Origin of the sequence: Paenibacillus sp. USHLN196 (assembly GCF_037144955.1) — a bacterium.
Lineage (GTDB): Bacteria > Bacillota > Bacilli > Paenibacillales > Paenibacillaceae > Paenibacillus > Paenibacillus xylanexedens_C.
The window spans coordinates 71017-96306 of record NZ_JBBCYH010000010.1 but is presented as its reverse complement, the minus strand read 5'-3'; the positions used below and the strand labels follow the sequence as shown (position 1 = coordinate 96306).

General features: G+C 46.7%; 23 protein-coding genes and 1 other annotated feature. Of the genes, 8 read left to right on the top strand and 15 right to left on the bottom strand.

The features are described from left to right. Window position 1 precedes the first annotated feature (1 nt). On the bottom strand, window positions 2-841 hold the full coding sequence (licT, locus tag WFI24_RS22705) for a BglG family transcription antiterminator LicT (protein ID WP_336764433.1): 840 nt from the start codon (window positions 839-841) through the stop codon (window positions 2-4). 42 nt (window positions 842-883) lie between these two features. Beyond that, on the bottom strand, window positions 884-2782 hold the full coding sequence (locus WFI24_RS22700; RefSeq protein WP_336764432.1) for a beta-glucoside-specific PTS transporter subunit IIABC: 1899 nt from the start codon (window positions 2780-2782) through the stop codon (window positions 884-886). 366 nt (window positions 2783-3148) lie between these two features. Here WFI24_RS22700 and WFI24_RS22695 point away from each other — a divergent pair, with 366 nt between their 5' ends. Beyond that, window positions 3149-4069, top strand: coding sequence for a LysR family transcriptional regulator (locus WFI24_RS22695; protein ID WP_336764431.1), 921 nt, complete (start codon window positions 3149-3151; stop codon window positions 4067-4069). A gap of 234 nt (window positions 4070-4303) precedes the next feature. On the opposite strand, the gene WFI24_RS22690 is transcribed toward WFI24_RS22695, so the two are convergent. The 4 genes from WFI24_RS22690 to WFI24_RS22675 all read right to left on the bottom strand — a co-directional run bounded on the left by WFI24_RS22690 (window position 4304) and on the right by WFI24_RS22675 (window position 8292). Next, a complete protein-coding gene (locus WFI24_RS22690) occupies window positions 4304-4489 on the bottom strand; it encodes a hypothetical protein (RefSeq protein WP_017687767.1) in 186 nt (61 codons plus the stop codon). A 91-nt stretch (window positions 4490-4580) separates the two neighbouring features. Continuing rightward, window positions 4581-5402 carry a carbon-nitrogen family hydrolase gene (locus WFI24_RS22685; protein ID WP_336764430.1) on the bottom strand — a complete coding sequence of 274 codons (822 nt, stop codon included), beginning with the start codon at window positions 5400-5402 and terminating at the stop codon, window positions 4581-4583. A 73-nt stretch (window positions 5403-5475) separates the two neighbouring features. After that, window positions 5476-7095, bottom strand: coding sequence for an AraC family transcriptional regulator (locus tag WFI24_RS22680; protein WP_336764428.1), 1620 nt, complete (start codon window positions 7093-7095; stop codon window positions 5476-5478). A gap of 201 nt (window positions 7096-7296) precedes the next feature. Then, window positions 7297-8292, bottom strand: coding sequence for an ABC transporter substrate-binding protein (locus WFI24_RS22675; protein ID WP_336764426.1), 996 nt, complete (start codon window positions 8290-8292; stop codon window positions 7297-7299). 260 nt (window positions 8293-8552) lie between these two features. Between WFI24_RS22675 and WFI24_RS22670 the strand changes: the two genes are divergently transcribed. The 7 genes from WFI24_RS22670 to WFI24_RS22640 all read left to right on the top strand — a co-directional run bounded on the left by WFI24_RS22670 (window position 8553) and on the right by WFI24_RS22640 (window position 15979). Next, the gene (locus WFI24_RS22670) at window positions 8553-9761 is read left to right on the top strand and encodes a pyridoxal phosphate-dependent aminotransferase (protein WP_336764423.1); all 1209 of its coding nucleotides are present in this window, start codon (window positions 8553-8555) and stop codon (window positions 9759-9761) included. Window positions 9762-9825: 64 nt separating this feature from the next. Beyond that, window positions 9826-10040: a binding site (T-box leader), on the top strand. An 82-nt stretch (window positions 10041-10122) separates the two neighbouring features. Further along, on the top strand, window positions 10123-11226 hold the full coding sequence (gene proB / locus WFI24_RS22665) for a glutamate 5-kinase (protein ID WP_036671974.1): 1104 nt from the start codon (window positions 10123-10125) through the stop codon (window positions 11224-11226). Window positions 11227-11283: 57 nt separating this feature from the next. After that, window positions 11284-12531, top strand: a complete 1248-nt coding sequence (locus tag WFI24_RS22660) for a glutamate-5-semialdehyde dehydrogenase (RefSeq protein ID WP_336764420.1) — start codon at window positions 11284-11286, stop codon at window positions 12529-12531. Between the two features lie 36 nt (window positions 12532-12567). Continuing rightward, entirely contained in the window at window positions 12568-13428 is an 861-nt protein-coding gene (gene proC, locus WFI24_RS22655; protein WP_336764418.1) for a pyrroline-5-carboxylate reductase, read from the top strand. Further along, window positions 13425-14648 carry a 2,3-diketo-5-methylthiopentyl-1-phosphate enolase gene (locus WFI24_RS22650; protein WP_336764416.1) on the top strand — a complete coding sequence of 408 codons (1224 nt, stop codon included), beginning with the start codon at window positions 13425-13427 and terminating at the stop codon, window positions 14646-14648. Before proC ends, WFI24_RS22650 begins: the two co-directional genes overlap by 4 nt. After that, window positions 14645-15322 (top strand): 2-hydroxy-3-keto-5-methylthiopentenyl-1-phosphate phosphatase, encoded by a 678-nt coding sequence (locus WFI24_RS22645; RefSeq protein WP_336764414.1) that lies wholly within the window; start codon window positions 14645-14647, stop codon window positions 15320-15322. Before WFI24_RS22650 ends, WFI24_RS22645 begins: the two co-directional genes overlap by 4 nt. Before the next feature lie 3 nt (window positions 15323-15325). Further along, a complete protein-coding gene (locus tag WFI24_RS22640) occupies window positions 15326-15979 on the top strand; it encodes a methylthioribulose 1-phosphate dehydratase (protein WP_036607600.1) in 654 nt (217 codons plus the stop codon). A 152-nt stretch (window positions 15980-16131) separates the two neighbouring features. Here WFI24_RS22640 and WFI24_RS22635 read toward each other — a convergent pair whose 3' ends face one another. The 9 genes from WFI24_RS22635 to WFI24_RS22595 all read right to left on the bottom strand — a co-directional run bounded on the left by WFI24_RS22635 (window position 16132) and on the right by WFI24_RS22595 (window position 25001). Then, window positions 16132-17430: a multi-tm2 domain protein gene (locus WFI24_RS22635; protein WP_336764411.1), complete on the bottom strand. Its 1299-nt coding sequence runs from the start codon at window positions 17428-17430 to the stop codon at window positions 16132-16134. Window positions 17431-17458: 28 nt separating this feature from the next. After that, on the bottom strand, window positions 17459-17911 hold the full coding sequence (locus WFI24_RS22630) for a hypothetical protein (protein ID WP_336764409.1): 453 nt from the start codon (window positions 17909-17911) through the stop codon (window positions 17459-17461). Then, on the bottom strand, window positions 17904-18404 hold the full coding sequence (locus WFI24_RS22625) for an RNA polymerase sigma factor (RefSeq protein ID WP_336764407.1): 501 nt from the start codon (window positions 18402-18404) through the stop codon (window positions 17904-17906). The genes WFI24_RS22630 and WFI24_RS22625 overlap by 8 nt, the downstream gene beginning before the upstream one ends. Before the next feature lie 244 nt (window positions 18405-18648). Next, entirely contained in the window at window positions 18649-19353 is a 705-nt protein-coding gene (locus WFI24_RS22620; RefSeq protein ID WP_336764405.1) for a DnaD domain-containing protein, read from the bottom strand. 20 nt (window positions 19354-19373) lie between these two features. Continuing rightward, on the bottom strand, window positions 19374-20669 hold the full coding sequence (gene asnS, locus WFI24_RS22615) for an asparagine--tRNA ligase (protein ID WP_336764404.1): 1296 nt from the start codon (window positions 20667-20669) through the stop codon (window positions 19374-19376). A 101-nt stretch (window positions 20670-20770) separates the two neighbouring features. Further along, window positions 20771-21976: an acetate/propionate family kinase gene (locus tag WFI24_RS22610; RefSeq protein WP_145322415.1), complete on the bottom strand. Its 1206-nt coding sequence runs from the start codon at window positions 21974-21976 to the stop codon at window positions 20771-20773. Beyond that, complete coding sequence (locus WFI24_RS22605; protein ID WP_062835158.1) at window positions 21973-22845, bottom strand: 3-hydroxyacyl-CoA dehydrogenase family protein; 873 nt, start codon at window positions 22843-22845, stop codon at window positions 21973-21975. The genes WFI24_RS22610 and WFI24_RS22605 overlap by 4 nt, the downstream gene beginning before the upstream one ends. A 133-nt stretch (window positions 22846-22978) precedes the next feature. Then, on the bottom strand, window positions 22979-24481 hold the full coding sequence (locus WFI24_RS22600) for an AAA family ATPase (protein ID WP_145322419.1): 1503 nt from the start codon (window positions 24479-24481) through the stop codon (window positions 22979-22981). Further along, window positions 24474-25001, bottom strand: a complete 528-nt coding sequence (locus WFI24_RS22595; protein ID WP_336764403.1) for a hypothetical protein — start codon at window positions 24999-25001, stop codon at window positions 24474-24476. The genes WFI24_RS22600 and WFI24_RS22595 overlap by 8 nt, the downstream gene beginning before the upstream one ends. Between the last annotated feature and the right edge of the window lie 289 nt (window positions 25002-25290).

Sequence of the window (25290 nt, the reverse complement as noted above, 5' to 3'; positions counted from 1 at the left end):
CTCAATTGCGACTCATGACCCGATTGATATGAATAATCAAATACATCATCTCTTCATTGGAGATCGTATGTTCAAACCGGGCTTCAATATAATCCTTGATTAGCAGTACGCAGGCTTCTTCCTGGGGATATTTATTCGCGATCTGCTCAAAGAGCTCATGATCCTGTGTGTTTAATGTTTTATGCTCAAAAAGCCGTTGAATGAAAAACTGCAAATGGGTCAAAAAGCGTGAATAGTTGATGCTGTGTGTGTCCAGCTCCACTTGATAGTGAATTTTGATAATATTGAGGACATCCTTGACGGTATTGGTCATCATCATGACCTGATTCATATTGTCATCATTCTGCTGCGCATTAACGAGATGAAAGGCAATATTCGCCGCTTCCTCCTCAGGCAGGGAGAGACCAAGCTGTTTTTGAATGAGAGAAAGACCATGCATCCCGATACTGAACTCCTGTGGATAGAACTTTTTCACTTCCCACAACATTCGGTTCTGGATCGTCATATTGTCCTTGAATCGCTTCATGGCCATATACAGGTGATCTGTTAATGCGACATAGAGATGATCACTCAGATAGCGGGACAACGTATGTTTGGCATGAGAGATGATTTCATCAGCCAGAATCAAATATTCTTTTGGCGTTTCCTTCATCAGGGCGGTGAGATCTGAAGAGATCGTTTCATTTTCAAGGACATAGATCTTCTCGACCTCATCCTCACTCACGACATCTCCAGGTTTGCTCTTGTAGCCGATGCCCTTTCCCATCACAATAATTTCCTTGTCATCCTCACCACGTCTGGCGAGAACAATGCTCGAATTCAGTATTTTTACGACTTCCATATCAGGCTGCCTGCCTTTCATTCATATTTCAGCGGGTTATAGTTATAACACCGTAATTAATGGTTTCCCCGGTCCCGTCATCGCTGCAGATTCATTGCCCAGTACCTCCAGATAATCCGAGGAATTGGTCACAATTACAGGGGTCGTCGTGTCATAACCTGCGGCTTGTATTGCCTCAAGATCAAATTCGATCAGGAGCTGACCATGAGAGATCTTTTCTCCTTCGTTCACTTTGACATCAAAATGCTGACCTTTCAGTTTCACTGTATCCAATCCGACATGAATCAGAAGTTCAACCCCTTCTACCGATCTCAGACCGATGGAATGTTTGGTGCGGAACACCGTCTCTACGGTACCATCAAACGGGGCAAACACCTTTCCAACACTTGGCTGAATGGCCATACCTTGTCCCATGGCTTCTTGCGAGAAGGCCTCGTCCTTCACCTCTCTTAATGGCAAAACTTTACCTTCCAAAGGAGCAAAAACGATCTTTTTCGATTTGATCCCTGTGGATGGCTGGATTTCAGATTCACCTCTCGCTTGGTTTGTAGGACTGCCTGCCATCGACACTGCTGTTGGAACAACATCCTGAAATCCAATGACATATACGGCGACAAACGCGACAATGGCAGAGATCAGCATGGTGATGATCGCATAGATAATATTCATATGATCTTCACTGATAAACATAGGCATAGATGCAATCCCAGGACCCACGGCAGCATATGCCTTGAGATTCACAATACCTGCGAACAACCCAGCGACTCCGGCGCCGATCATGCAGGCAAACAGCGTTTTCTTGAGCCTTAAATGTACACCGTACAGAGCGGGTTCCGTGATACCGAATACACCTGAAATTCCTGCAGACAAAGCGACTTGTTTCAGCTTGATGTCTTTGGTTTTGAATGACACCGCCAGTGCGCCTGCTCCCTGCGCCATATTGGATGCCAGCATCGCGACCAGCACCAGTGTTTCATATCCAGGTGAAGCCAAGGCTGCGAAAATAATAGGATAAAATACTTTATGCATACCGAACATGACAATCAGAGGCATCAGTATAGCCATAATGACAACGGTCAACCATCCAATCTTATCCTGAATCCAATAGATCAGGTTGGACATTCCCGTTCCGAGATACATCCCCAAAGGTCCAAGTACAATCAGGGCAACTGGAGCAACAATGAGAATAACAATCAAAGGTTTAAGGAAAATTTTGACCGGCCCTGGTGAGATCTTGTCCGCGAACTTTTCAATGTAAGACATGAACCAGACCGTTAAAATAATCGGTACCACGGATGTCGCATATTGAACGGATGCAACAGGTATGCCAATAAAGGACACCGGATCTTCACCGCCAAGCAGACCAATCATATTCGGGTGTAACATGATTCCACCAAACAGAACGGCAACAAAGGGGTTGGTTTTAAATCTATTTGCACTGGAATAGGCCAGTAGAATCGGAAGAAAGTAAAAGGCAGCATCAGACATGACACTCAAAACGGTATATGTCTGGCTCTCTTTAGACATCAGGCCGGTCACTGTCGCCAGTAGCAACAGTGCCTTAAGCATGCCCGAGGCAGCAATGGCTGGGATAATAGGTTGGAAAATGCCTGCAATAACACTGGCAAAAGTATTAAACAGACCTTTGGGGCTATAATCCGCTTTTTGTTTCTCCTGAATCTCGTTTGATTGCCGAGTATCCATCATCTTGGTAAGTTCATTGTAGACGTACGCGACGTCATTACCGATAATAACCTGATATTGCCCGCCGCTATTCACTGCGCCAATAACACCATCGAGGCTCTTAATTTCTTGGGTCTTCGCCATATCCGGATTCTTCAGGGTAAGTCTGAGCCTGGTAGAGCAATGAATTAACGTGTTGATATTATCATTGCCACCGACCAGCTCCATAATCGATTGGGCTAATTGTTTGTGATTCATGGTGCACCTCCGCCATTTTTTCTTGATGGGAACAAAAAAAGACCTAAAAAGGGTAGGAAAAAGAAACTCTTCCCACCCAATCTAGGTCTTGCCTGCCGAACAGTAACACGCCATCGTTGGATGAATGTTATTCAATTATATAAACGAAAAAGAATATGAACATTTGAAATGGTTCCGTACTAACATTTGAAACTGGCACACATGAAAACGTTGATTTTGTTTTACCCGGGTAAGTGATTCTTATTAAGCGTTTTCAAAATTAGTATATCAACTCTTCTGATGTAGTGCAAGCGGTTAAGCGAAATTAATGATTTCTTCATCTGTAGTGATATAATGGTGGCATAACGAAAGGAATGACCAACGACGATGGAATTCAGACAACTTCAATATACGCTGCAAATCGCAGCTGAGCGCAATTTCTCCCGGGCAGCAGAGAAGCTGCATATTGCACAACCTTCATTAAGTCAGCAATTATCCAAATTGGAAAAAGAATTGGGTGTCCTCCTTTTTCAGCGTAATACAAGTACGGTGGAGTTAACCCATGCCGGTGTTACGTTTGTCGAGCAAGCCCAGAAGATCGTAGATGCCGTGGAGCTATTACGTCAGGAAATGTCAGACATCTCCCAGCTTCGCAAAGGTAAAGTCGTTGTGGGCAGCATGCCGATCACGGGCTCACACTTGCTCCCACATGTGCTTCCTGCGTTCCAACAAGCTTATCCCGAGATTGAGGTCACCTTATTGGAAGACTCCGGGCTTACGCTTGAGAAATTGACAGCCAGCGGCAAAGCTGATCTGAGTTTGCTATCGCTTCCTTTACAAGAGCCAAGCTTGTCTTATGTAACCATTGGAGAAGAACGGATTGATCTAGCGGTTCCCCCGAATCACCCTCTAGCACGCAGGGCAGATCCGGAACATCCGATTCCTGTGCGAATTGAAGAGCTTCGTGATGAACCCTTTGTTGTATTGAAAAAAGGACAAGGCTTCCGCAAACTTACATTTGATCTCTGTGAGCAAGCCGGTTTTGATCCCAAAGTTGTGTTTGAGAGCACCAATATTGAAACCGTTCAGTCGCTGGTCGCCACAGGTATGGGCATTACCTTGGTTCCACGCTTTATTGCCCGTGCACCGCGCAGTGAATTCGTGCCTGTATATGTGCCACTTGCTGAGCCTACTCCCAGCAGAACACTTGTTGTGGCTTATCGTCAAGGAAGAGTACTGTCAAAAGCAGCCGAGGCATTCATCCACACGTTTCAACAAACCGTTGCCGAACTGTCTAAAGGAGACTAATGAATTGTTCCTATGGAAATGGAGGCATATGGTACTGAACCAAAACAAAGGCTTGACCCCTATGGGCCAAGCCTTTGTCATATACTCGTTTCCCGCATCCGCAGGATAGAGTTCTTACTTTGCAATCACAGTAACTGGTTACAGTACAATGTTGCTTGTTAAGTCGTTTAGCTTCAATTCTAATTTATAATGTTAACGTAGAAACGTACATAAGAAAACTTCATGTCTGGCGGTTTATTTACGCAAATTACGATCGCTTGTCAGCCTGTTTTGCTGATTCATTACACGGCCTTCGTCCTGAACAGTTGAATCAGGGGGTGATAGCCCTCCTGCTCCATTCTCTAAGAATGCCCTTAAGTGATCTTCCCTTGTGTTATCCTGTTCCAGTCTCCTGAGCGTATCTTTCACATGGTTGTCCATTGATTGATCATCCTCCTTGGTGACGGGATAGTTATCATTACCCGCGTCCTGGAAGAATAAACACTTTTTCTGAAGAATTTTATTTCAGTTTTTATTTTTCGCCAAAATAAACGCCAGGTCGACGGTCTTCAAATACGGGAATACGTCCTCGAACCTCATCTACCAGAGATGGACGAATAATTCCGGTCACGATCTCTTCCCCTTCGCCACCTTCAGCCACAATCTCACCCCAAGGATCAATGATGAGGGAATGTCCGAAAAATTCGGTCTCTCCCCCTTTACCCACACGGTTACAGGCGATTACATACATCTGATTCTCAATGGCTCGTGCCGTAAGCAAGGTACGCCAGTGGTGCAGACGAGGATTCGGCCATTCCGCAGGTACAATCAATGCCTTAGCCCCGTTTAGAGCAAGTGTACGGGCCAGTTCCGGAAACCGGATGTCGTAACAGATCGAAGCACCCGCTGTAAGACCGTTCTGCAATTCAAAAATTTCAGGTACCGCACCAGGCTGTAGATATTTCTCTTCATCCATCAGGCGAAACAAATGTAATTTATCGTATCGTGTTACCTGTTTTCCTTCACGATCATAAGCATACATTGTATTGTATATCTGTCCATCCCGTTTCTCGGCGATTGAACCGCCCACGATGGAGATTTGATGTTTTTGAGCAAAAGCAGATAGCCACTCCCGTGATTTCTGGCCTTCCGGGTCAGCGAGTTCATGAATTTGCGTCAGGGCGTACCCCGTATTCCACATCTCAGGCAACACAGCCAGCCCCAGATCCGGATATTGTTCTACCGCACGTTCAAGCAACGACTGCATATGTTTATGATTGGCCTCAGGGTCTCCGAGCTGAATATCGCCCTGAATCAGGGCTACACGCATTTCCCCGTGTTGTTGTTCTGTCATGACAAGCACTCCTCTGAACCGTAATACCTGCTATCATAGCTTGATCCTCTTGAGGACTGCAAGCCTGTTTTTGTTATGAACTTACACACAACAACTCAGGGAGCAGGATCAGCAATCGATCACTCGTGAGCGCATCACCCACATTCCATGTTGACTCCTCCACAGGATATACCCGTCCATTCTGCACAGCCGGAAGGGCCTGCCAACTGGGACTTTTCATCAGCATCTCTGTAGCCTGTCTTGCCACGACTTCCTCAGGCAGCATAACAAATACATGATCTCCCGCATACTGATGTACCGCTTCAGCCGAAATTTCCTTATAGGCTCTGCCCGCCGCAAGTGCTTCCTTCACTTTGGTAACCGGCCTGAATCCCATTGGATGATATAAAAGGGGTGCCAGACCGATATTGCCCATAACAAATAATCGTGCACCCCGATGATATGTAAATACAGATGCCGTTTCCCCTTCTTCAATCACTGTATGGATCTTCGCCCACATCTGCTTTGTACGCTCCCCATAGGAGGTTAGCCATTGTTCAGCCTGAGGTTGTCTGCCAAACCAACTGCCCAATCTGTGCATTCGTTCTTCCAACATGGCATGTGAATTGTAAGCAAGAGTTGGTGCAATGCGGGAAAGTTGTTCATACTGCTGTTCATTACTGCTATCAAAAATAATCAAATCCGGCTTCTTGATAACAGCTGCTTCCACATTAACCGGAGCAACCGCGTCATATGTCTGATCCCCCAACAACTTAATGCCCAATACCAGCAGATCCCCTGCGGAATCTCCGTAATACATCATTCGCTCCGGGTTCACTGGAATATTCACATCATGACCCAACCAATCTTGTACTAACGTCTGCTGCTGAATCGATCTGTCATATTGACGAGGAGACAATCCGGTCATTTGGCGAAAACGCCTGCTGAAATAATACTCATCCTTAAACCCCACGCGGCTCGCTATATCCCGAAGGGGTTCATCTGATTTGCGAAGCCAGTCCTTGGCATGTTTGATGCGAACATGATTCACATAATCGAGCGGCTTGTGACCCGTGAGTTGTCTGAAAAGGGTCGTATATTGCACAGGGCGGATCTCCGCAAGACGTGCCAGTTTCTGTACAGTGATTTCTTCAGCATAATGGTCGTCCACATACTGAATCGTACTGTGTAGTCTGGCTTCCATACTCTGCTCCGTCTTTGGAGAAGTGTACCGGGTAATGATCATCTCCATCCATTTTTGGAACTGTGCATTCAGATGGCTGTATTCGGCATCTGTTTTATAATTCCGAATGACATACATCTGTTCCAGCAGTCCACTTAACGGTGCATAGGGATAACCGTTCAATTGGTTTCTGTGCTCAAATACAGAACGGGTATAGAGCTCCGGATCACCGGTCAACACATGAATTACATCAAAAGCCATTACGATATATTTCAATTCCGAGTCATTACGATACTCAATCTGGTACCCCTCTCCCGGAGAAAGCGGATAGACACATCCCGTTGTAAACGGAAACTGTTCAGGTCCAATATATAAACGCCCCTCTCCTTCTTCACAGATCAGGAACGCATGTTTCTCGCAAGCCACTTCCAGCATCACCTGTTCAGGTTGTTCAATTCGTCGTACCAGATGATCCAGCCGAAACATGAATGCTGAAAAGAACAACGCTCCATCGGCATCCAAAGTCTGCATGTCGGTTCACCTCGTTTTTCTAAAATGAGAATAATTATCAATCATTCTGTATGTCTGATTATAAGCGAGCGATTGTTAATAATCCAGATAGGAGTTTAATCAGCAAAAAGAGCGTTCAACGAAATGTTGAAGGCTCCTCTTACTTTTTTATAAAACTGCATTACTCAAAGATGTTACTGCTGCCTCACTGGCTCGTAACCATTATTGAATCATCTGTTTTGGCAACTCTTTCAGCAGCCACTCCCTGGAAAGAGCATCACTAGAAGCTTTTGCGATATCAAAGCGATATACTTTCCCTTCTTTTACCGCAGGCAGGTTCTTCCAGATTGAACTATCCAGTAATTCCTTGGTGGATTGCTTGGCATCGTCGGTCACAGGATCGAGAATATATATCCGATCACCGGCAAATTCAGATAATTTTTCAGTCGAAATCTCTACGAATCCCATGTCTTCATCCAATACGTTCTGAATTTCCGCGGTTGGCTTCAGCCCGTCCTTTCCATATAACAACTGGGGCAATCCTGCACCCGCCATGACAAACAGGCGATTCCCCGGATACATCGTGAATACCGAAGCGGTCTCCCCTTCTTTTAATCCGTTCTCATGAAGTTGCGTCCACATCTCTTCAGTCGCTTTTTGATGAGATGTAATCCAATCCTCCGCTTCTTGCTTCTTATTCAACAAGTCGCCAAGGATACGCATGCGATCTTCTATTAAACCAAACGAATCAAATGTAACCGTAGGTGCAACCTTTGCGATCTGATCATATTGTGCCTCATCACTGTTGGAGAAAATGATCAGATCGGGGTTCAAGTCCAGCGCCTTTTCCACACTGATTGGAAATCCTACATCTTCTGCCTGGGCGACCTGTTCATCGTACACGGTCCCCTCTTGACGAAGTATGCCGACAGGAACAACTCCAAGCGCAAGCATATCCCCGGTAACTTCTCCATGATAGATGACTCGCTTCGGATTTACAGGAACCTTAACCTCATGGCCAGTCCAATCTTTGAATACCCGGGTCTCGCCCTCATTCGTCTCTTCCACTGCAGTCGTGGTCTCTGTCGTTTCCGTGGCTACTTTGGAATCATCTGCGCCAGCAGCAGGTGTTGAGGCCTGATTCCCACAAGCCAACAGCAGAATGGATAACCACGTGATCGTTAATAATACTGCCGTATTTCGTGTGCCCTTTTTCATTTCTATTTCTCCCCCTATATCATGTGCGTAGTGCAAGGAATTAATGATATTGATTATCATTATCGAATATCATCATAAAACATGGCTTCTCTCAGCTCAATGGACAAAACGAAATGAGCACTTTCAATTTTGTACAATACTCCCCTCTTTGCTCTCATGTACTGTATAATCAAGTGGATTTCCCTCTATACAGCTCGGGATTTGCGTGATAAATTAATGAGAACTATTTTCCATTTTTAATAATCGGAGTGATGAATATAATGACCCATTCAGACCATTTAACTGCTCGTTCAGCCTTTACGATACCGACTTCTGATGTGATGGCACAGCTGCCAACGCAATTTTTTGCTACCCTTGTTCAAAATGTAAATCACGAAATCGCAAGTGGTCATGACGTGATTAATCTGGGTCAGGGGAACCCGGACACACCGACACCACCCCATATTGTGAAAACACTGCAAGAGTCGGCTGAAAATCCCCTCTACCACAAATACTCCCCTTTTAGAGGATACTCTTTCCTGAAGGAAGCTGTGGCCAAACGTTATAAAGAAGATTACAACGTTGATCTGGATCCCGAGACTGAAGTTGCGATTCTGTTCGGAGGCAAAACAGGTCTAGTTCAGTTACCCCAGGTCCTGCTTAACCCCGGCGACACCGTTCTCGTTCCAGATCCGGGTTACCCGGATTACTGGTCTGGTGTTGCACTTGCCAAAGCAAACATGTCATTTATGCCTTTACTGGAGTCCAATGCATTCCTGCCTGATTACGAAGCCGTTACTGCGGAAGATCGGGAGAAGGCCAAGCTGATGTTCCTGAACTACCCCAACAACCCAACGTCAGCAACGGCGCCCCTTTCGTTCTACGAAGATACGGTAGAATACGCCATTCAAAATCAAATCGTAGTAGCCAGCGACTTTGCTTACGGTGCAATTGGATTCGACGGACATCGTCCAGTAAGTTTCCTGCAAGCCCCTGGTGCCAAAGAAGTGGGCATTGAATTCTATACGTTATCCAAAACATACAATATGGCTGGATGGCGTGTTGGATTCGCACTCGGTAACGCAGAGATTGTCTCTAAAATCAATCTGCTTCAGGATCATATCTATGTCAGTCTTTTCGGTGGGATTCAAGCTGCGGCAACGGAAGCACTGACTGGCTCCCAGGAATGTGTTGCCTCGCTGGTTTCACGTTACGAATCCCGTCGCAATGCGTTTTATGACGCTCTATCCTCCATTGGCTGGCAAGCTTCGAAACCAGCAGGTTCATTCTTCAGTTGGTTGCCTGTACCTGCCGGTTATACCTCCGCTTCATTTGCAGACTTGTTACTGCGAGAAGCCAAGGTGGCCGTAGCCCCAGGTATTGGTTTTGGTTCGCATGGCGAAGGCTATGTACGCGCAGGACTGCTAAGTGATGAAAACCGATTACGCGAAGCTGTGGAGCGGATTGGCAAGCTGAATTTATTCAAGTAATTTACAGGACCATAACCCCTTTGCATATGCCAAGTTTCCATGGTATGTTATAAGAAATATTGAACGAAACGTGATGACGGGACCAGTAAGAGAATATCAGTCGCGCCCAGAGAGTAAATTCCACCCTGCTGAAAGAATTTACCGTGACTCTTCTCTGAAACCTACCCCTGAGCGGCCTGTTACGTACAGGACAGTGCCTTCTGTTACAGGGCATGAAGCCGGATGATTTAATCATCAATAAAGGTGGTACCGCGGAAGTAACGAACTTTCGTCCTTTTTAACTAAAGGGCGGGAGTTTTTTTTGTACCCGCAAAAGCCTGCTCCAGAAGCACTTATTAATCATGTTTAAGGAAGTGAAACCATGACTTCACGTATTGTAGTTAAGATTGGAAGCAGCTCGCTTACAACAGAAGAAGGCGGTCTGGATCGCAGTTCGATCACTTTTTTTGCCGGAGAAATTGCAGCATTGGCTGATCAGGGCCATGAAGTGCTTTTGGTCACCTCTGGAGCGGTAGCGGCCGGATTCCGGGAGATCGGTTATCCTCAGCGCCCCAAACTGCTACATGAGAAACAAGCCGCAGCGGCCGTTGGGCAGGCATTACTGATGCAGGCATATCAACAGGCTTTTGCAGCGCACCGCGTTACTACGGCGCAAATTCTGTTAACTCGTACAGACTTTCACAGTCGTAAACGCATGGGTAATGCAGGCATGACCGTAGAAGAGCTGCTCAAACAGCGAGTGATTCCGATTTTTAATGAGAATGATACGGTTTCGGTGGATGAATTGAAGTTTGGTGATAACGATCTGTTGTCCGCATTGGTTGCGAACCTGGTGAAAGCACAGCATTTGATCATTCTTACCGATACCAACGGACTGTACACAGCAGATCCGCGTAAAGATCCTTCTGCCGTACGTTACGACCGTATCCCCGAGATAACGGCTGAGATCTACGCTTTTGCCGGCGGTTCAGGATCAACGGTTGGTACAGGCGGAATGCGATCCAAAGTCGATGCAGCCAAGGTTGCTACACGTGGAGGCGTACCTGTATTCGTGGGAAGTGTGAAAGAACCCGGAGATATGCAGAAGGCGGTTGATGGCACGGGCAAAGGAACTTACTTTGAGACACGACTCGCTTCACTATCTCGTAAAAAGCAGTGGCTCGGCTTCATGTCTACACCGCTGGGAACAGTCGTTGTGGATGATGGTGCTGAAGAAGCACTTGTCCATGGGGGCCATAGTCTTCTGCCTGTAGGGGTCAAGCGAGTACTGGGAACATTCCATGCTGGAGACGTCGTAGAGGTCATTGGAATGGATGAAACCTTGCTCGGTCGCGGTATCGTCAATTATGATGATGACCAACTTCGACTTATTGCCGGACTTCCCAGTGGCGAAGTGATGAAACAACTCGCTAGCATCCACAGACTTGAAGTTATTCATAGAGACGAATGGATTACGTTAAAATAAACATGAAGCAATATAGTGGTTAAAATTTCAAATTTATATATATGAGGAGGAATTAAGATGAGTGAAGTTAGAGAAAAAGCCAGCAAAGCCCAAGCCACGGTTCCACAGCTGAACCGATTGAATACAGAACAGAAAAATACGGCCCTGCGTGTCATGGCAGATGCTTTGATAACGGAGACGGATTCCATCATTACGGCAAACGCCGAAGATCTGGTACGAGGCAGAGAACAAGGTACACCGGAATCCATGCTGGATCGACTCGCCCTCAATAAGGAGCGCATTGCTGGCATTGCTGAAGGATTACGTCAGATTGCGGATCTGCCTGATCCAGTCGGTGAAGTATTGGAGACATTCACCCGTCCTAACGGATTGCATGTTGAAAAACTTAGAGTGCCGATTGGTCTGATCGGTATCATCTACGAAGCTCGACCTAATGTAACCGTGGACGCAGCGGGATTATGTCTCAAAACAGGTAATGCAGTGCTTCTGCGCGGCGGCTCCTCTGCCCTGTCCTCCAACCGCAAAATTGTAGAGGTGCTTCATCAGGCATTGGCAACGACAGACATGCCTGCTGATGCGCTGCAACTGGTTGAGGATGCAGATCGTGCTTCCGTGGATGAAATGCTCAAATTGAACGGATTACTGGACGTCATCATTCCACGCGGCGGAGCTTCGCTCATTCGTAATGTGGTTGCCAATGCAACAGTACCTGTCATCGAAACTGGGGCCGGCATCTGCCATACCTATGTGGATGAATCAGCCGATCCGGTCATGGCAGCCGAAATTGCCATCAACGCCAAGGCACAACGTCCATCGGTGTGTAACTCCATGGAAACGTTACTGCTACATGCCACATACGCGGAAGAGCACCTGCCTGCTCTTGCCGAGCAATTCCGTGAGGCCAATGTGATTTTGAAAGGATGCGACACGGTACGCCGTATTGTCCCTTCCGCTCTTGAGGCAACCGAGGAAGACTATGCGACCGAGTACAACGACTATATTTTAAATATCCGTGTGGTCGAGAACCTGGACGAAGCGATGCAGCACATCGCACATTACGGAACCAAACATTCCGAGTGTATCGTAACCCGGGATACAGCCCATGCAGAACGCTTCATGCATGATGTGGATGCAGCAGCCGTCTATCACAATGCGTCCACGCGATTCACCGACGGATACGAATTTGGTTATGGAGCCGAAATCGGGATCAGTACTCAGAAACTGCATGCACGTGGACCTATGGGACTACCAGCACTCACGTCAACCAAATATCGGATTACCGGCAATGGACAGATTCGTCAATAATATCCCAGCACCAGTTATATAGGAGGAACGATAAATATGAGTCAAGAGCAGCAGACGTTACTACAACAGAAGATTACTTTCCACGGAGCAGGCGCGATGGCTGAAGCCATCGTGCGCGGACTGATCTCCCGCCTGGTCGTTCGTCCTCAGGATATCACGATGCTGAACCGCAGCAACCAGAAACGTCAGGAGGAGCTCAGCACCCGTTATGCTGTACATACCGGAACTGCCTCGCAATCCTTGGATCATCTTGCCTCCACTCCGGTCATTGTACTCTGTATGAAACCCAAAGATGCTGCCGCAGCACTGCGCGAACTGGGTCCGCTGTTATCGCCTGATCAACTGCTCGTTTCTGTCATTGCCGGATTATCAATCCGCACGATGCAGTCCTTGCTCGGTCGTAAACAGCCGATCGCCAGAACCATGCCGAATACATCCAGTACCATCGGACTTGGCGCAACTGGTCTTGCTTTCTCTGCGGAGATTACAGATGATCAGCGCAGTACGGTAATGACCATGTTTGAAGCGGTTGGTATCGTGACCATTGTGCCTGAAGATAAACTCGAAGTGCTCACAGGGATTTCCGGAAGCGGGCCTGCTTATGTATACTATTTAATGGAGGCCATGATTGCCGCAGGTATTCGTGGTGGCTTATCCAGCCAGCAATCTCGCGATCTCACTGTTCAGACAGTGCTGGGCGCGTCACGTATGGTACAACAAACCGGTTTGGAGCCGATGAAGCTTCGTAGTGATGTGACCTCCCCGGGAGGGGCAACCCAGGCAGCACTGAAAACGCTGGACGAAGGAGATTTCTTTGAAAATGTAATCGCAGCCGTCAACCGCTGTGCAGAGCGCTCACGGGAGATGGGAGCTGCTTTGGAAGGGGATTTAAAATGAATAACATGTGTACAGCCACATATCGACTGCATGATGATCATGCAGACTTTCGCAAGAAAGCTCAGTCCATCGCGATTGGCATGACCGTGGGTAGCTGGACGGAGTTGCCACAAGCCCAGCGTGAAGCGATGCAGAAACATCTGGGCGAAGTCATCAGCGTAGAAGTCCATGAAGCTGAAGGAATGGCTGCGGGTGAGCGTTACGCTGATATTACCATTGGATATCCTGATGTTAACTTCAGCCGTGATATCCCTGCCCTGCTCGTAACTGTCTTTGGCAAAATCTCAATGGATGGCCGAATCAAATTGACAAAGCTTGGTTTCTCGGATGGTTTTCTCCGTGCATTCCCAGGACCCAAGTTTGGACTAAATGGTGTTCGTGATCTGCTTGGTGTACATGACCGTCCACTGTTAATGAGTATCTTCAAATCGGTTATTGGGCTGGATGCAGATGAACTGCGTGAACAATTTATTCGTCAGGCCCTTGGAGGCGTTGATCTGATCAAGGACGATGAAATTCTGTTCGAGAATAAATTGACACCCATTGAAAAAAGAGTCGAGGTCTGCATGAAAGCTGCCGAACAGGCACGCCAGGAGACAGGCAAGAAACTTCTGTATGCAACCAATCTTACAGGACCTACATCTCGTCTGAAGCAGCAGGCTGAACGTGCCATCGGTGCAGGAGCTAATGCCTTGTTGTTCAATGTATTGTCTTACGGATATGATGTGCTGCATGAACTCAGCAGTGATCCTGATATCAATGTGCCGATTATGGCTCACCCTGCACTCGCAGGCGCACTGTATCCTTCACCACATTACGGCATCTCGGCTTCGGTTGTACTTGGCCAGCTGATGCGTCTTGCTGGCGCTGATTTGGTGCTCTTCCCTTCTCCTTATGGATCGGTAACGATGCCGAAGGAAGAAAATATGGCCATCACGGAGCAATTACTGACAGCTGATCTGCCGGTGAGAACAAGTATGCCCGTACCTTCAGCCGGCATCCATCCAGGCCTTGTACCGCTTATTTTGCGCGACTTTGGAACAGATGTCATCGTTAATGCTGGTGGCGGTATTCATGGACATCCGATGGGCACTGAAGCAGGCGGACGTGCATTCCTGCAAGCCATTGAGGCAGCTCAGCGTTCCATTCCACTCGCTCAGTATGCAATCGAGCATCCAGAGCTGAAAAGCGCATTGGACCTGTGGGGTGGCGAACGATGAGAAGTGATAAGAAAACAGTCATTTTCTGTGACTTTGACGGTACGATTACTCTCTCGGACAACATCGTAGCGATCATGAAACATTTCAAGCCTGAGGGCATTGAAGCGATTATGAAAGATACGATTGAGCAAAAAATCTCGCTGCGCGAAGGTGTTGGAGCCATGTTCGCTCTTCTGCCCGCATCCCAGAAAGATGAAATTGTGGAATTTGTACTTGGACAAGCGGGGATCCGTGAAGGATTTAGCGAGTTTCTTGAATATGTTCGCAACGAAGGGATCGAATTCAATGTGACCAGTGGCGGTATGGACTTTTTTATCGAACCGTTACTCGCACCATTTCATATCCCGCAGGATCATGTCTATTGCAACGGAGCTGACTTCTCAGGTGAAACCATTCGGATTGAATGGCCGAATCCCTGCCAACCTCCTTGTGAGAATGGCTGCGGCATGTGCAAAACAACCGTGATTCGTACCTTCCCGGAAGAACAATACAATCGAATTCTTATTGGAGACAGTCTGACAGATTTTGAGGGTGCAAAGATTGCCGATCTCGTCTACTCCCGCTCCATTTTGACGGATAAATGTATTGAACTTGGTGTGGACCATGTGCCATTCGCTACCTTTTACGATATCATCGAAGATATGAAACAGAAGCAAACACAAGGAGTGCTGTAAACGATGGGCTTTGAAAAGATTACATTGGAACACAAACGTCAGGTCCTGGAAGAACTGGCTGATATTAAAGCGTTGTTCGCCAGTCGTAACTGGTTCCCCGGAACAAGTGGCAATCTGTCGATGCGTGTAGGAGACTTTGACCCGGAGCAATTTTATTTTGCGGTTACCGCCTCAGGCAAAGACAAATCTCTTCGCACACCGGAAGACTTCCTTTTTGTGGATAAACACGGCAAAGCGATTGAGACAACAACGTTGAAACCAAGTGCCGAAACGTTGATTCACTGTGAAATCTATCGTTTGACCGGTTGTGGTGCTGTATTCCACGTGCATACCGTGTTTAACAACCTGATTAGTGAATTCTTTGGAGCAGATGGACACGTACCGATTCAAGGAATCGAATTGATCAAGGCTTTCAACATCTGGGAAGAAAATGCGGAGATTCGTGTACCTGTCCTGCCTAACTTTGCGGATATTCCATCTATCGCTGAATTGGTGCCAGGTGTACTTGATGCCAACGTACCAGGAATTTTGCTGCGTAACCACGGCATATATGCGTGGGGCAAGGATGCTTTTGAAGCGAAACGTCATCTGGAAGCGTTCGAATTCCTGTTCGAAGTGATGTACCGTCAACTTCTGCTGAAGGGCGCTACGAAATAGCAATCATTTATTCGAAATCAAAGCTGGATAACAAAAAAACACGCCAGTGGCTGATATACATAGCCCTTGCGTGTTTTTTTGTTGTGGGATAACAGCGATTAGAAGGTTGCTCTGTCATCGTAGTGTCAGTGTAAACTATTATTTAGGTCACTCTACAGTCGATCATCCCGATCCTTGAATAAAAAGAGGCTGTCTGCTTCTTCGTCATTCGAATGAAGCGAGGAATTCGTCCCCAATTCCCGCGGCTTACCAAACAGCAATTTCAAGCCGCCAAAAATGAGCAGCAAGGAAACAATGACGGTGTTCAAATAGGAACGGATCTCATACGTCATAAAGGCATTCGGGAACAGCTCATTCAGCTGTGGAATGACAAGCCGGATCGTTAGGTAATATAGTCCAAGTGCCGCAATCCCGAATCCAATCAGACGCTGATGGCGGGCCCAGTCCTTGAAGATCGGTTGGTCAATCAATGGCTCGCGTCCATAGCGACTGGAGCACTGTAGTCCGTCAAAGAAGCTGTAGAACCAGATCAGCGGAATCATGAACAGAAACACCGATAAATGAAGCAGGTCCAGAACATAGATGCTTCCAAGGAACAGGAACATCAATTGCATGCCTCTTTTTTGCAATCCCAGATATAGATGACCCGCACCTGGAAAAGCGGATAGCAGCGTTGCAAGCACTTTGCTTCGTCGTCCGGCTACTCTGCCCATTTCCAATTCTTCGAATAATGTCCGATCTTGCAACACCTCACCAGCCTGCTTACGGTGGACATGCTGCACAGCATCAAACATGCAGTATACCCATATTACTGGCAGAATCAGTAAGAACATTAGAAATACTGATTCATTGGTGATCGAAGCCACGAAAACCATCATGGCAAATGAACCAAAGAACGCCATCAAGAACGACAACCCGCGATGCAACAATCCCAGATGAAGGTGGCCCAATCCCGGAACAAATGAGAGCAAAATGGTGAAGAACCGTTCACCCTCACTGCCTTTTCGATACATGGGCTGACCATAGGGACCCTCAGGTTGACCATATTCACCACCAGGATGTTGATGCAGCTCATCTTCATTCATCTGCTCCATAGGCCCTTGTCGACCCATGTATGCTCCCTGGTACGCTGCTCCTTGGTGTGGTGCTTCATAAGGTGCACCGTATCCCCTATAATGTGCTTCTCGGGCAGCAGGTGCACGGAGCAGAACAATAATCATATCCAGCATGCTGATCCCCCAGAAGAAAGCAGCACCGAGGGCACCGAAAATCATTAAATCTTGATCATTAGTGACCATTGCTAGCATGAATGAGCCAACAGCTGTTCCGAAGAAAAGCAATGGATAAATCACAGCCCTTGCGGCCCGTCCCCAATACATGAAACCAAGACCTGGTATCAGGTTTAATAGAAATGCGAGTAATTTGTTACGATCTGAGTGCACAGTCGTCATCCTTTCTTTTCAGGCAATGCGAAACCATTTATGGTTTAGGCTTGAAGTTATCCAGCCATGAAGTGGCTGTCTCCGTCCATTTCTCGGTGAAAGACCCTCTGTGGTCGCCATCTTGGAACTTGTGATAAGGGGCTACCTTGTCAAAAAGTCCAGACGAGAGGAAGATCAATGTCAGACAGGCTGCTACCGCATAATGAAACACTTTATGTTCAAGCCAGCGCCGGTTTCGTCCAGCGCGGGATTTACGTTGAGACTTAGAGGATTGAATGCCCTCAATCCGATGCATGACTGAATCCGCAAACCCTGCCGGGTCAGGCAACGGAGGCAGTTCCCCATGGATACCGAGCGCTTCCAAATAGATGTCCATCGCATCCGGATCTTCCAGCAGAAGCTGTTCCATTCGGTTCGCCTGAGTTTCACTCATATTGCCTTCAATATAATCAGCCCATTGCGCAGCGGTATACTTCTCCTGTTTACTCACGCCATTCATCCTCCTTCCAATGATTACGAATCCACTGCCGGGCACGATACAAACGGGATTCCACGGTTTTCACAGCCACCTGTGCATCACTGGCAATCTGCTCGTAATTTTTCTCACCTAAATAATACGCAGTGATAATGTCACGGTGCTGAGCAGGCAACTGATTAATACGTTCGCGAAGTTTATCCTGACGTTCTTCACGAACGAGACGGGCAAGAACGTCTTCATCCCGTCCGGGCATGTTTATTATTTTTTCTTCTCCACCCAGATCCTCAGCACTTCGTCTGCCCAGCTTGCGTTTGGCATCAATCGCTTTGTTAAAGGCGATTCGGGTTAACCACGTTTTGAAACCTTCGGAACGGTAGTCGGGGAGAGACTTGTACATCTGAATGAACGCCTCCTGAGCTGCATCCTGAGCATCCTGATCGTTCCTGAGTACGGAATAGGCCACATGGTACACATGCTGGCTATATTTATCAATCAGAGTACGCATCTGAGATGTATCTCCTTGACGGATTTGTTCGATTACGCGCGCTTCATCAATAACTCTCCCCTCCTCTCCAATACTATAGACGACAGCTTGTGTGGTAACCCCTGCGTGATCCATCAATTTTTTTTAAAACATAGTGCATTCATTGCCTGAAAGGTTGATGCCACTAAGAACTCATCCCATCTATACCAAAAAAAACAGGCACAGAATAACTTCTGGCCTGTTTCTTGTCCTTGCCTACACTGAATCAACGTCCACCATTACGAAACCGCTGCGTGTATGCCTTGGCGTCTTGAACCGTCTTGACACGATTACGGCTCCACTCAAGCAGAATTCGATCGATATACCGGAAATGTACTTTGCCTGCAAAAACAGCTTCCTTCAGAGCCATTAGAATCAGTTCCTCTTGATAACGATCCTGATCCAACCAGCTGGATATCGTTTCGCACTCCATTGGAGAGAGCGGACGACCAAATTCTTTTTCAAAGATGGAGAACATATTTCGTTCTTCCTCTTCTTTTTGAACACTGTTCGAATCTTGGCGTGCTGTACTGCTGCTCTGCTGTTCTGCACGGAAAGCCGCTACTTCTTCGGCAGTGCACGTTGCAAGCTTGGCATATAATCCATGCAAATCATACCGTTCGTACTGGATGTCACGTTCCTCATCACGATGCTCGTCAATCGCAATATACCCATCTCGCATCAGTCGTTGCAACATTCTCGCAATACCTTCTGGTGCAAGTCCCATGCGTGTAGCAAGCTCCTCAAGCGTGGGAAACTCATTGAACTCTGCTTGACGGAACCCTAGCAGTTGAATCAGAAGAAGCACTTCTGCATCGGATAGGCCCAGCTGGTGATAATAACGTAACAAGGCATAAGGTAGGTGAGCTGTGCCCGAAGTCATGCCATAAGCTGCTCCATCCAACCAAGCTTTGGATGTCGTGTCTTCCATAGACGCTCCTCTGTTAAGCATTAAGGGTACAGACGATAGAGCATACGTGGGAATGCGATTGTTTCACGTACATGATCCAACCCACAGATCCATGCTACCGTCCGCTCCAATCCCAGACCGAAACCGGAGTGAGGAACCGATCCGTATTTACGCAGATCCAGATACCATTGATACGCTTCATCCGAGAGGTTGTGCTCCTCAAAACGTTGTTGCATCAATTCCGGATCATCAATACGCTGCGAACCGCCAATAATCTCTCCGTAGCCTTCTGGTGCGATCATATCCGCACAAAGAACAACTTCTGGACGATTCGGATCTGGTTTCATATAGAAAGCTTTGATTCCAGCAGGGTAATGCGTGATAAAGACAGGTGTATTGTACTTCTCAGCAATCGCTGTTTCGTGCGGTGCACCAAAATCTTCTCCCCAAGGAATATCGAAGCCTTGTCCATGCAGGAATTCAATTGCTTCATCATACGTAATACGCGGGAATGGAGCTACGATGCCTTCGAGTTTGGATACGTCACGACCGATGGATTCCAATTCTGCACGGCAGTTTTTAACCACGGATTGAACGACATGAGCGATAAACTTCTCTTGTACGCGCAGACTTTCCTCGTGATCTACAAAGGCCATTTCCGGCTCAATCATCCAGAACTCAATCAAGTGGCGGCGTGTTTTGGACTTCTCTGCGCGGAATGTTGGACCAAAGGAATATACTTTGCCCAGCGCCATGGCTGCGGCTTCCATGTACAATTGACCACTTTGCGTCAGATAAGCATCTTCATCAAAGTATTTGATGTGGAACAGGTTAGTTGTTCCTTCCGCAGACGATGGTGTCAAAATCGGAGGGTCCACTTGTGTGAATCCGTTACCATCAAAGAACTGCTGAACAACGCGAATAATCTCTGCACGAATCACCATAACCGCACGTTGCTTCGTGGAACGAAGCCATAGATGACGATGGTCCATCAAGAAATCAACACCATGCTCTTTTGGCGTAATAGGATAGTTTTCAGTCAGGTGAATGATCTCAACCCCAGTTACTGTCATCTCATAACCAGATGCGCTGCGGGGTTCCTCACGAATAATACCTGTAACATACAAAGAGCTTTCTTGTGTCAGGCTCTTGGCATTGTTCCAGATCTCTTCACTAACTTCACTTTTCACTACAACCCCTTGAATATATCCGGTTCCATCACGCAGCTGCAAAAACTGAATTTTACCGCTGGAACGTTTGTTGTTAATCCAGGCACCGATTGTCACGGTTTCGCCCACATGCTGGTTCACATTACGAATTACACAATTCGTATTCATGCCATATCTCCCCTTGATTCCTGAAATTTGAAAATGCAGCGGGCAGGCTTATGCCTGTCCTCTGCACTTCCTTGTCATTCTATATTTACTTTACAGTTAGATTACTGAGAATTCAATACGATTCGGTGTGTATCGCGTGCAATGACCAATTCTTCGTTTGTTGGCACAACGAGAACTTCCACTTTGGAATTCGCTGTTGTAATCCGGCGGGGTTCGCCCGAACGAATGGCATTTAACGCTTCATCCAGTTCAACACCCAGGTAAGTAAGCTGCTCACATACTTTTTGGCGAAGAACAACGGAGTTCTCACCTACACCAGCCGTAAAGACGATCACGTCTACACCGTTCATTGCAGCTGCATATGAACCGATGTATTTACGCAGACGGTATTCGTACATTTCAAAAGCAAGTGTGGAGTTGGCATCGCCATTCTCCATACCTTCCGTAATCTCACGCATGTCACTGCTGATTCCGGAGATCGCAAGCAATCCACTGTGTTTGTTCAACATGGAGTTCACTTCGCTTACGCTCAGTTCTTCCTTATTCATCACATAAGGTACGATGGCTGGATCAAGGTCACCAGAACGCGTTCCCATCATCAGTCCTTCAAGCGGAGTCATACCCATCGAAGTATCCACGGATACGCCACCTTTAACTGCTGTTACACTGCCACCGTTACCGACGTGACAAGTGATAATTTTCAGATCTTCCACTGGACGATCCAGATATTCAGCAGCTGCCTTACTTACGAAATCATGGGAAGTACCATGTGCGCCGTAGCGACGTACTTTATATTTTTTGTAAAGTACACGCGGAATAGCATACAGATATGCTTTTTCCGGCATCGTTTGATGGAACGCCGTATCGAAGACCATTACCTGTGGAACACCAGGCATATTGGCTTCAGCCGCACGAATACCCATCATTGCTGCAGGGTTGTGAAGTGGAGCCAAGTCGAACAAACGACGAATTTCAGCTTTGGCAGCATCATCTACCAGTGCAGATTCCTTAAATGCTTCACCACCATGAACGACACGGTGTCCAACAGCTTGAATTTCACTTACGGATTCCAGTACGCCATTTTCTTTGTGAGTCAAGATATCAATGACTTTACGGATTGCTGTTGTATGTTCCAAAATTTCACTAACTTCTGTAACATCCTCACGGCCTGTCGGTTTGTGTGTCAGAATGGAGGAATCCATTCCGATCCGCTCTACCAGACCTTTAGCCAGGACAGATTCGTCAGTCATATTATACAGTTGATATTTGAGCGAGGAACTCCCCGCATTAATTACGAGTACTTTCACAGTCGGTCACCATCCTTGTCGTACTTGAAGAATCCTTCGCCTGTTTTAACACCCAGGTGTCCTGCACGCACCATTTTCTTCAGGACTGTGGAAGGACGATATTTCAATTCTCCGAATTCACGGAACATTCTTTCGAGTGCAGCTTCAACGGAATCCAATCCGAAACGGTCAGCCATTTCGAGTGGTCCATGTTGGAAGTTGTATCCGATACGCATTGCATCATCGATATCTTCAGCAGATGCAACACCTTCTTGCAATACATGCAACGCTTCGTTAATCAGCAGGCAGATCAAGCGGGAAGTTACGAATCCAGGTGATTCATAGATCATGACTCCTTTTTTGTCCGCTACTTCTTCTACAAAACGTCTGGTCTCTTCGAATGTCGTATCCGAAGTTTTCAGTCCACGAATAATCTCTACAAGATCAACCCGGGATACCGGGTGAATAAAGTGCATACCAATAACACGCTCTGGGTATTTGGTCGAGCTTGCAAGCTCGGTCAAACTCAGCGTGGATGTGTTACTTGCCAGAATGACATTGCTTGGGCAAACTTGGTCCAGTTGGCTGAATACTGCTTTTTTCGCATCCAGATCCTCTGAAATAGTCTCAATGACCATATCGCAAGTTCCAAGTTCAGCCAAATGAGCTACCTTGGTAATACGAGAAAGAATCAATTTCTTCTCCGCTTTTGTAATCGCCCATTTCTCCAGTTGTTTATCCAGGTTCGTTTCGATCATGTCATATGCATGATCCAGTTTTTGTGTTGTATGCTCCACGAGAAGCACATCAAGTCCTTTGGCTGCGAGCATCTGGGAAATACCTTGTCCCATCGTACCGCCACCGACAACTCCTATTTTTTTGAAAAACATGGTTCTGCTCCATCCTTTCGGTTCTCTATTTCTCTATTGTACCCTGTTCGCCGAAAATTACAAATTTCGACCCAACATATAATAATATCTTAGCACGAGTGAAATGTAAAAAAAAATAACCAGCATAAATAAATTATGCTGGTAAAAGGGCACTGTCACGAAATTGACAACGAAATTGCTCGCCAGACAATACTTCCTCCCGAATCAGGATGTCGAGTGAATTGTCGAAAATTGTCCGTTGTTCTTCAAGCAATCGCTTCGTCTGTTCCATCAAATCTTGCAGAATCAATTTATTCTCACGCATAAGTTCTTCGGTTGTAACCATATCCATGTTCACAATACCAAGTGAAGTCAATCCCGAAGCCATCATGGTCTGTACGACATTGGTTGCCTGATCAAAGTCATTGCGTGACCCAGTGGAACGTCCACCGTAGTACATTTCCTCCGCAGCGGCTCCTCCGAGTGCAATCATGATCTGCTCTTCCAGGAAGCGCTTCGTATAGAGGAACTGTTCCTGTTGCGGGTTGTGACGTACATATCCCAGCGCCTGACCACGCGGACTGAGTGCCACCTGACTAACACTGCCTGGACGAACGAGTTCAGCCATAATGGCATGTCCCAATTCATGAATGGCGACCCTTTTCTTCTCTTCCACACTGGACTCACGGTCTGTCTTCTCACCCATCATGACTTTATCAATAGCCAGAGACAAGTGCCGCTGTTCGATGTTCAACAGCCCGTCCCGCATGGCGTATATTGCTGCTTCGTTCATAACACTTTCGAGTTGTGCGCCGGAGAAACCATACGATTCTTCAGCTGTCTTCTCCAGATTAACTTCTTTCATCAGAGGTTTATTCACCGCATGCAGTTCCAGAATATGCTTTCTGCCCTTTTTGTCAGGTAAGTCCACTTGAATGTGGCGGTCAAAACGTCCCGGGCGCGTCAGAGCGCTATCCAGCATTTCCTTGCGGTTCGTTGCAGCGATGACCAGAATTCTTGGCGTATCGGAAGAATAGATTCCATCCATTTCTGTCAGGAGTTGATTCAGGGTCTGATCATATTCACGCTGTTGACCGCCTTCACGTTTACCCCCGATGACATCAATCTCATCAATAAAGATAATAGCGTTTTCCTTATTTTCCTTCGTGGCACGGGTTCTCGCGTCCTTGAACAAATCCCGAATTCTGCTGGCACCCACACCAACATACATTTCCACAAATTCACTACCCGATGCTGCTACGAAAACAGAATCGGTGTAATGGGCAGCAGCCTTCGCCATCAACGTTTTCCCCGTTCCTGGAGGACCCGTGAGCAAAATCCCTTTTAACGGGCGAATCCCGAACTTGCGGATTTCTTCATGTTTGATGAGAAAGTCAAGTGCTTCACGCAATTCCTGCTTGGCACTGTCCTGACCTCCAATTTCTTCAAAAGTAAGCTTGGAGGGTCCTTTTTTCTTCCGTTTACGTTCCTGTGCAGCGCCTACGGTAATCCCGCCACGCATTTGCATCATGAACAGCAAAGCTCCGACAAGCACCGCTGCAATCAGAATCGGTACAATATTAACACCAGTAAAAGCAAGGAAAATAATCAACACGGGAAAAAATCCGATGGCAACTTCTTTTGTCCACTTAGGCATTAGGCCACACTCCTATCTGACCGGGCACACGCGGCAGAATAATAAACTTGCTGGCATCTCCGTCTCTGAGACTGACATATACATTGTTGTCATCCATCGCTGTATTTACCTTCATTCCATTCGTCGCCATCTTCGACAACGTTGGTGTAATCTCGGTGTACTGCTTGCTCTCCATCGCCTGAGCTACGGTAAACATCGCATCCCCCCACCAACTTTCCAGTGCTTCATTGGAATGATCCACAACATCCAACTTAAGTGAACGTGTTCCAATCAAGGTCTGTCCTTCTTTGTGAATATATTGTACCAGTCTGCCCAAATCAACATCGGGTTGCAGATCCAGTTTCAATTGTACGTCATTGCGGTTAATAGTTAATTGTACGTCATTGACTCCATCGTACTGGGTGACCATCTTTTCAATGGGATTCTGCACAGCCACCTGACGATACACAAACCAACCTCCAAACAACACAACGGCTGAAATGACGGCAGTTAAAGCAATAGGCAATACTTTTAGCTTCAAGTGAATTACCCCTCCCAGAATTTGGCCCAACCTACTGGCTTATTGGTATAATACGAATATGCGTACATAGACTCCTGCGAGAATTTCGACAGGATTATTTGTTTCGAATGTAACTTTGAGTACATAATTGAGTATATCACATCGTATATACAATTTCGAAGGCGAAAATATGAATAAATTATTAATTTTAACTATTTAAATCAAAAATGTTTACAGACAACACAAAGAACCGGTTCAGTCGGATATCCGTCTGCCGGTTCTTTCAATTCTTTAATTCACTAGCTGAAGC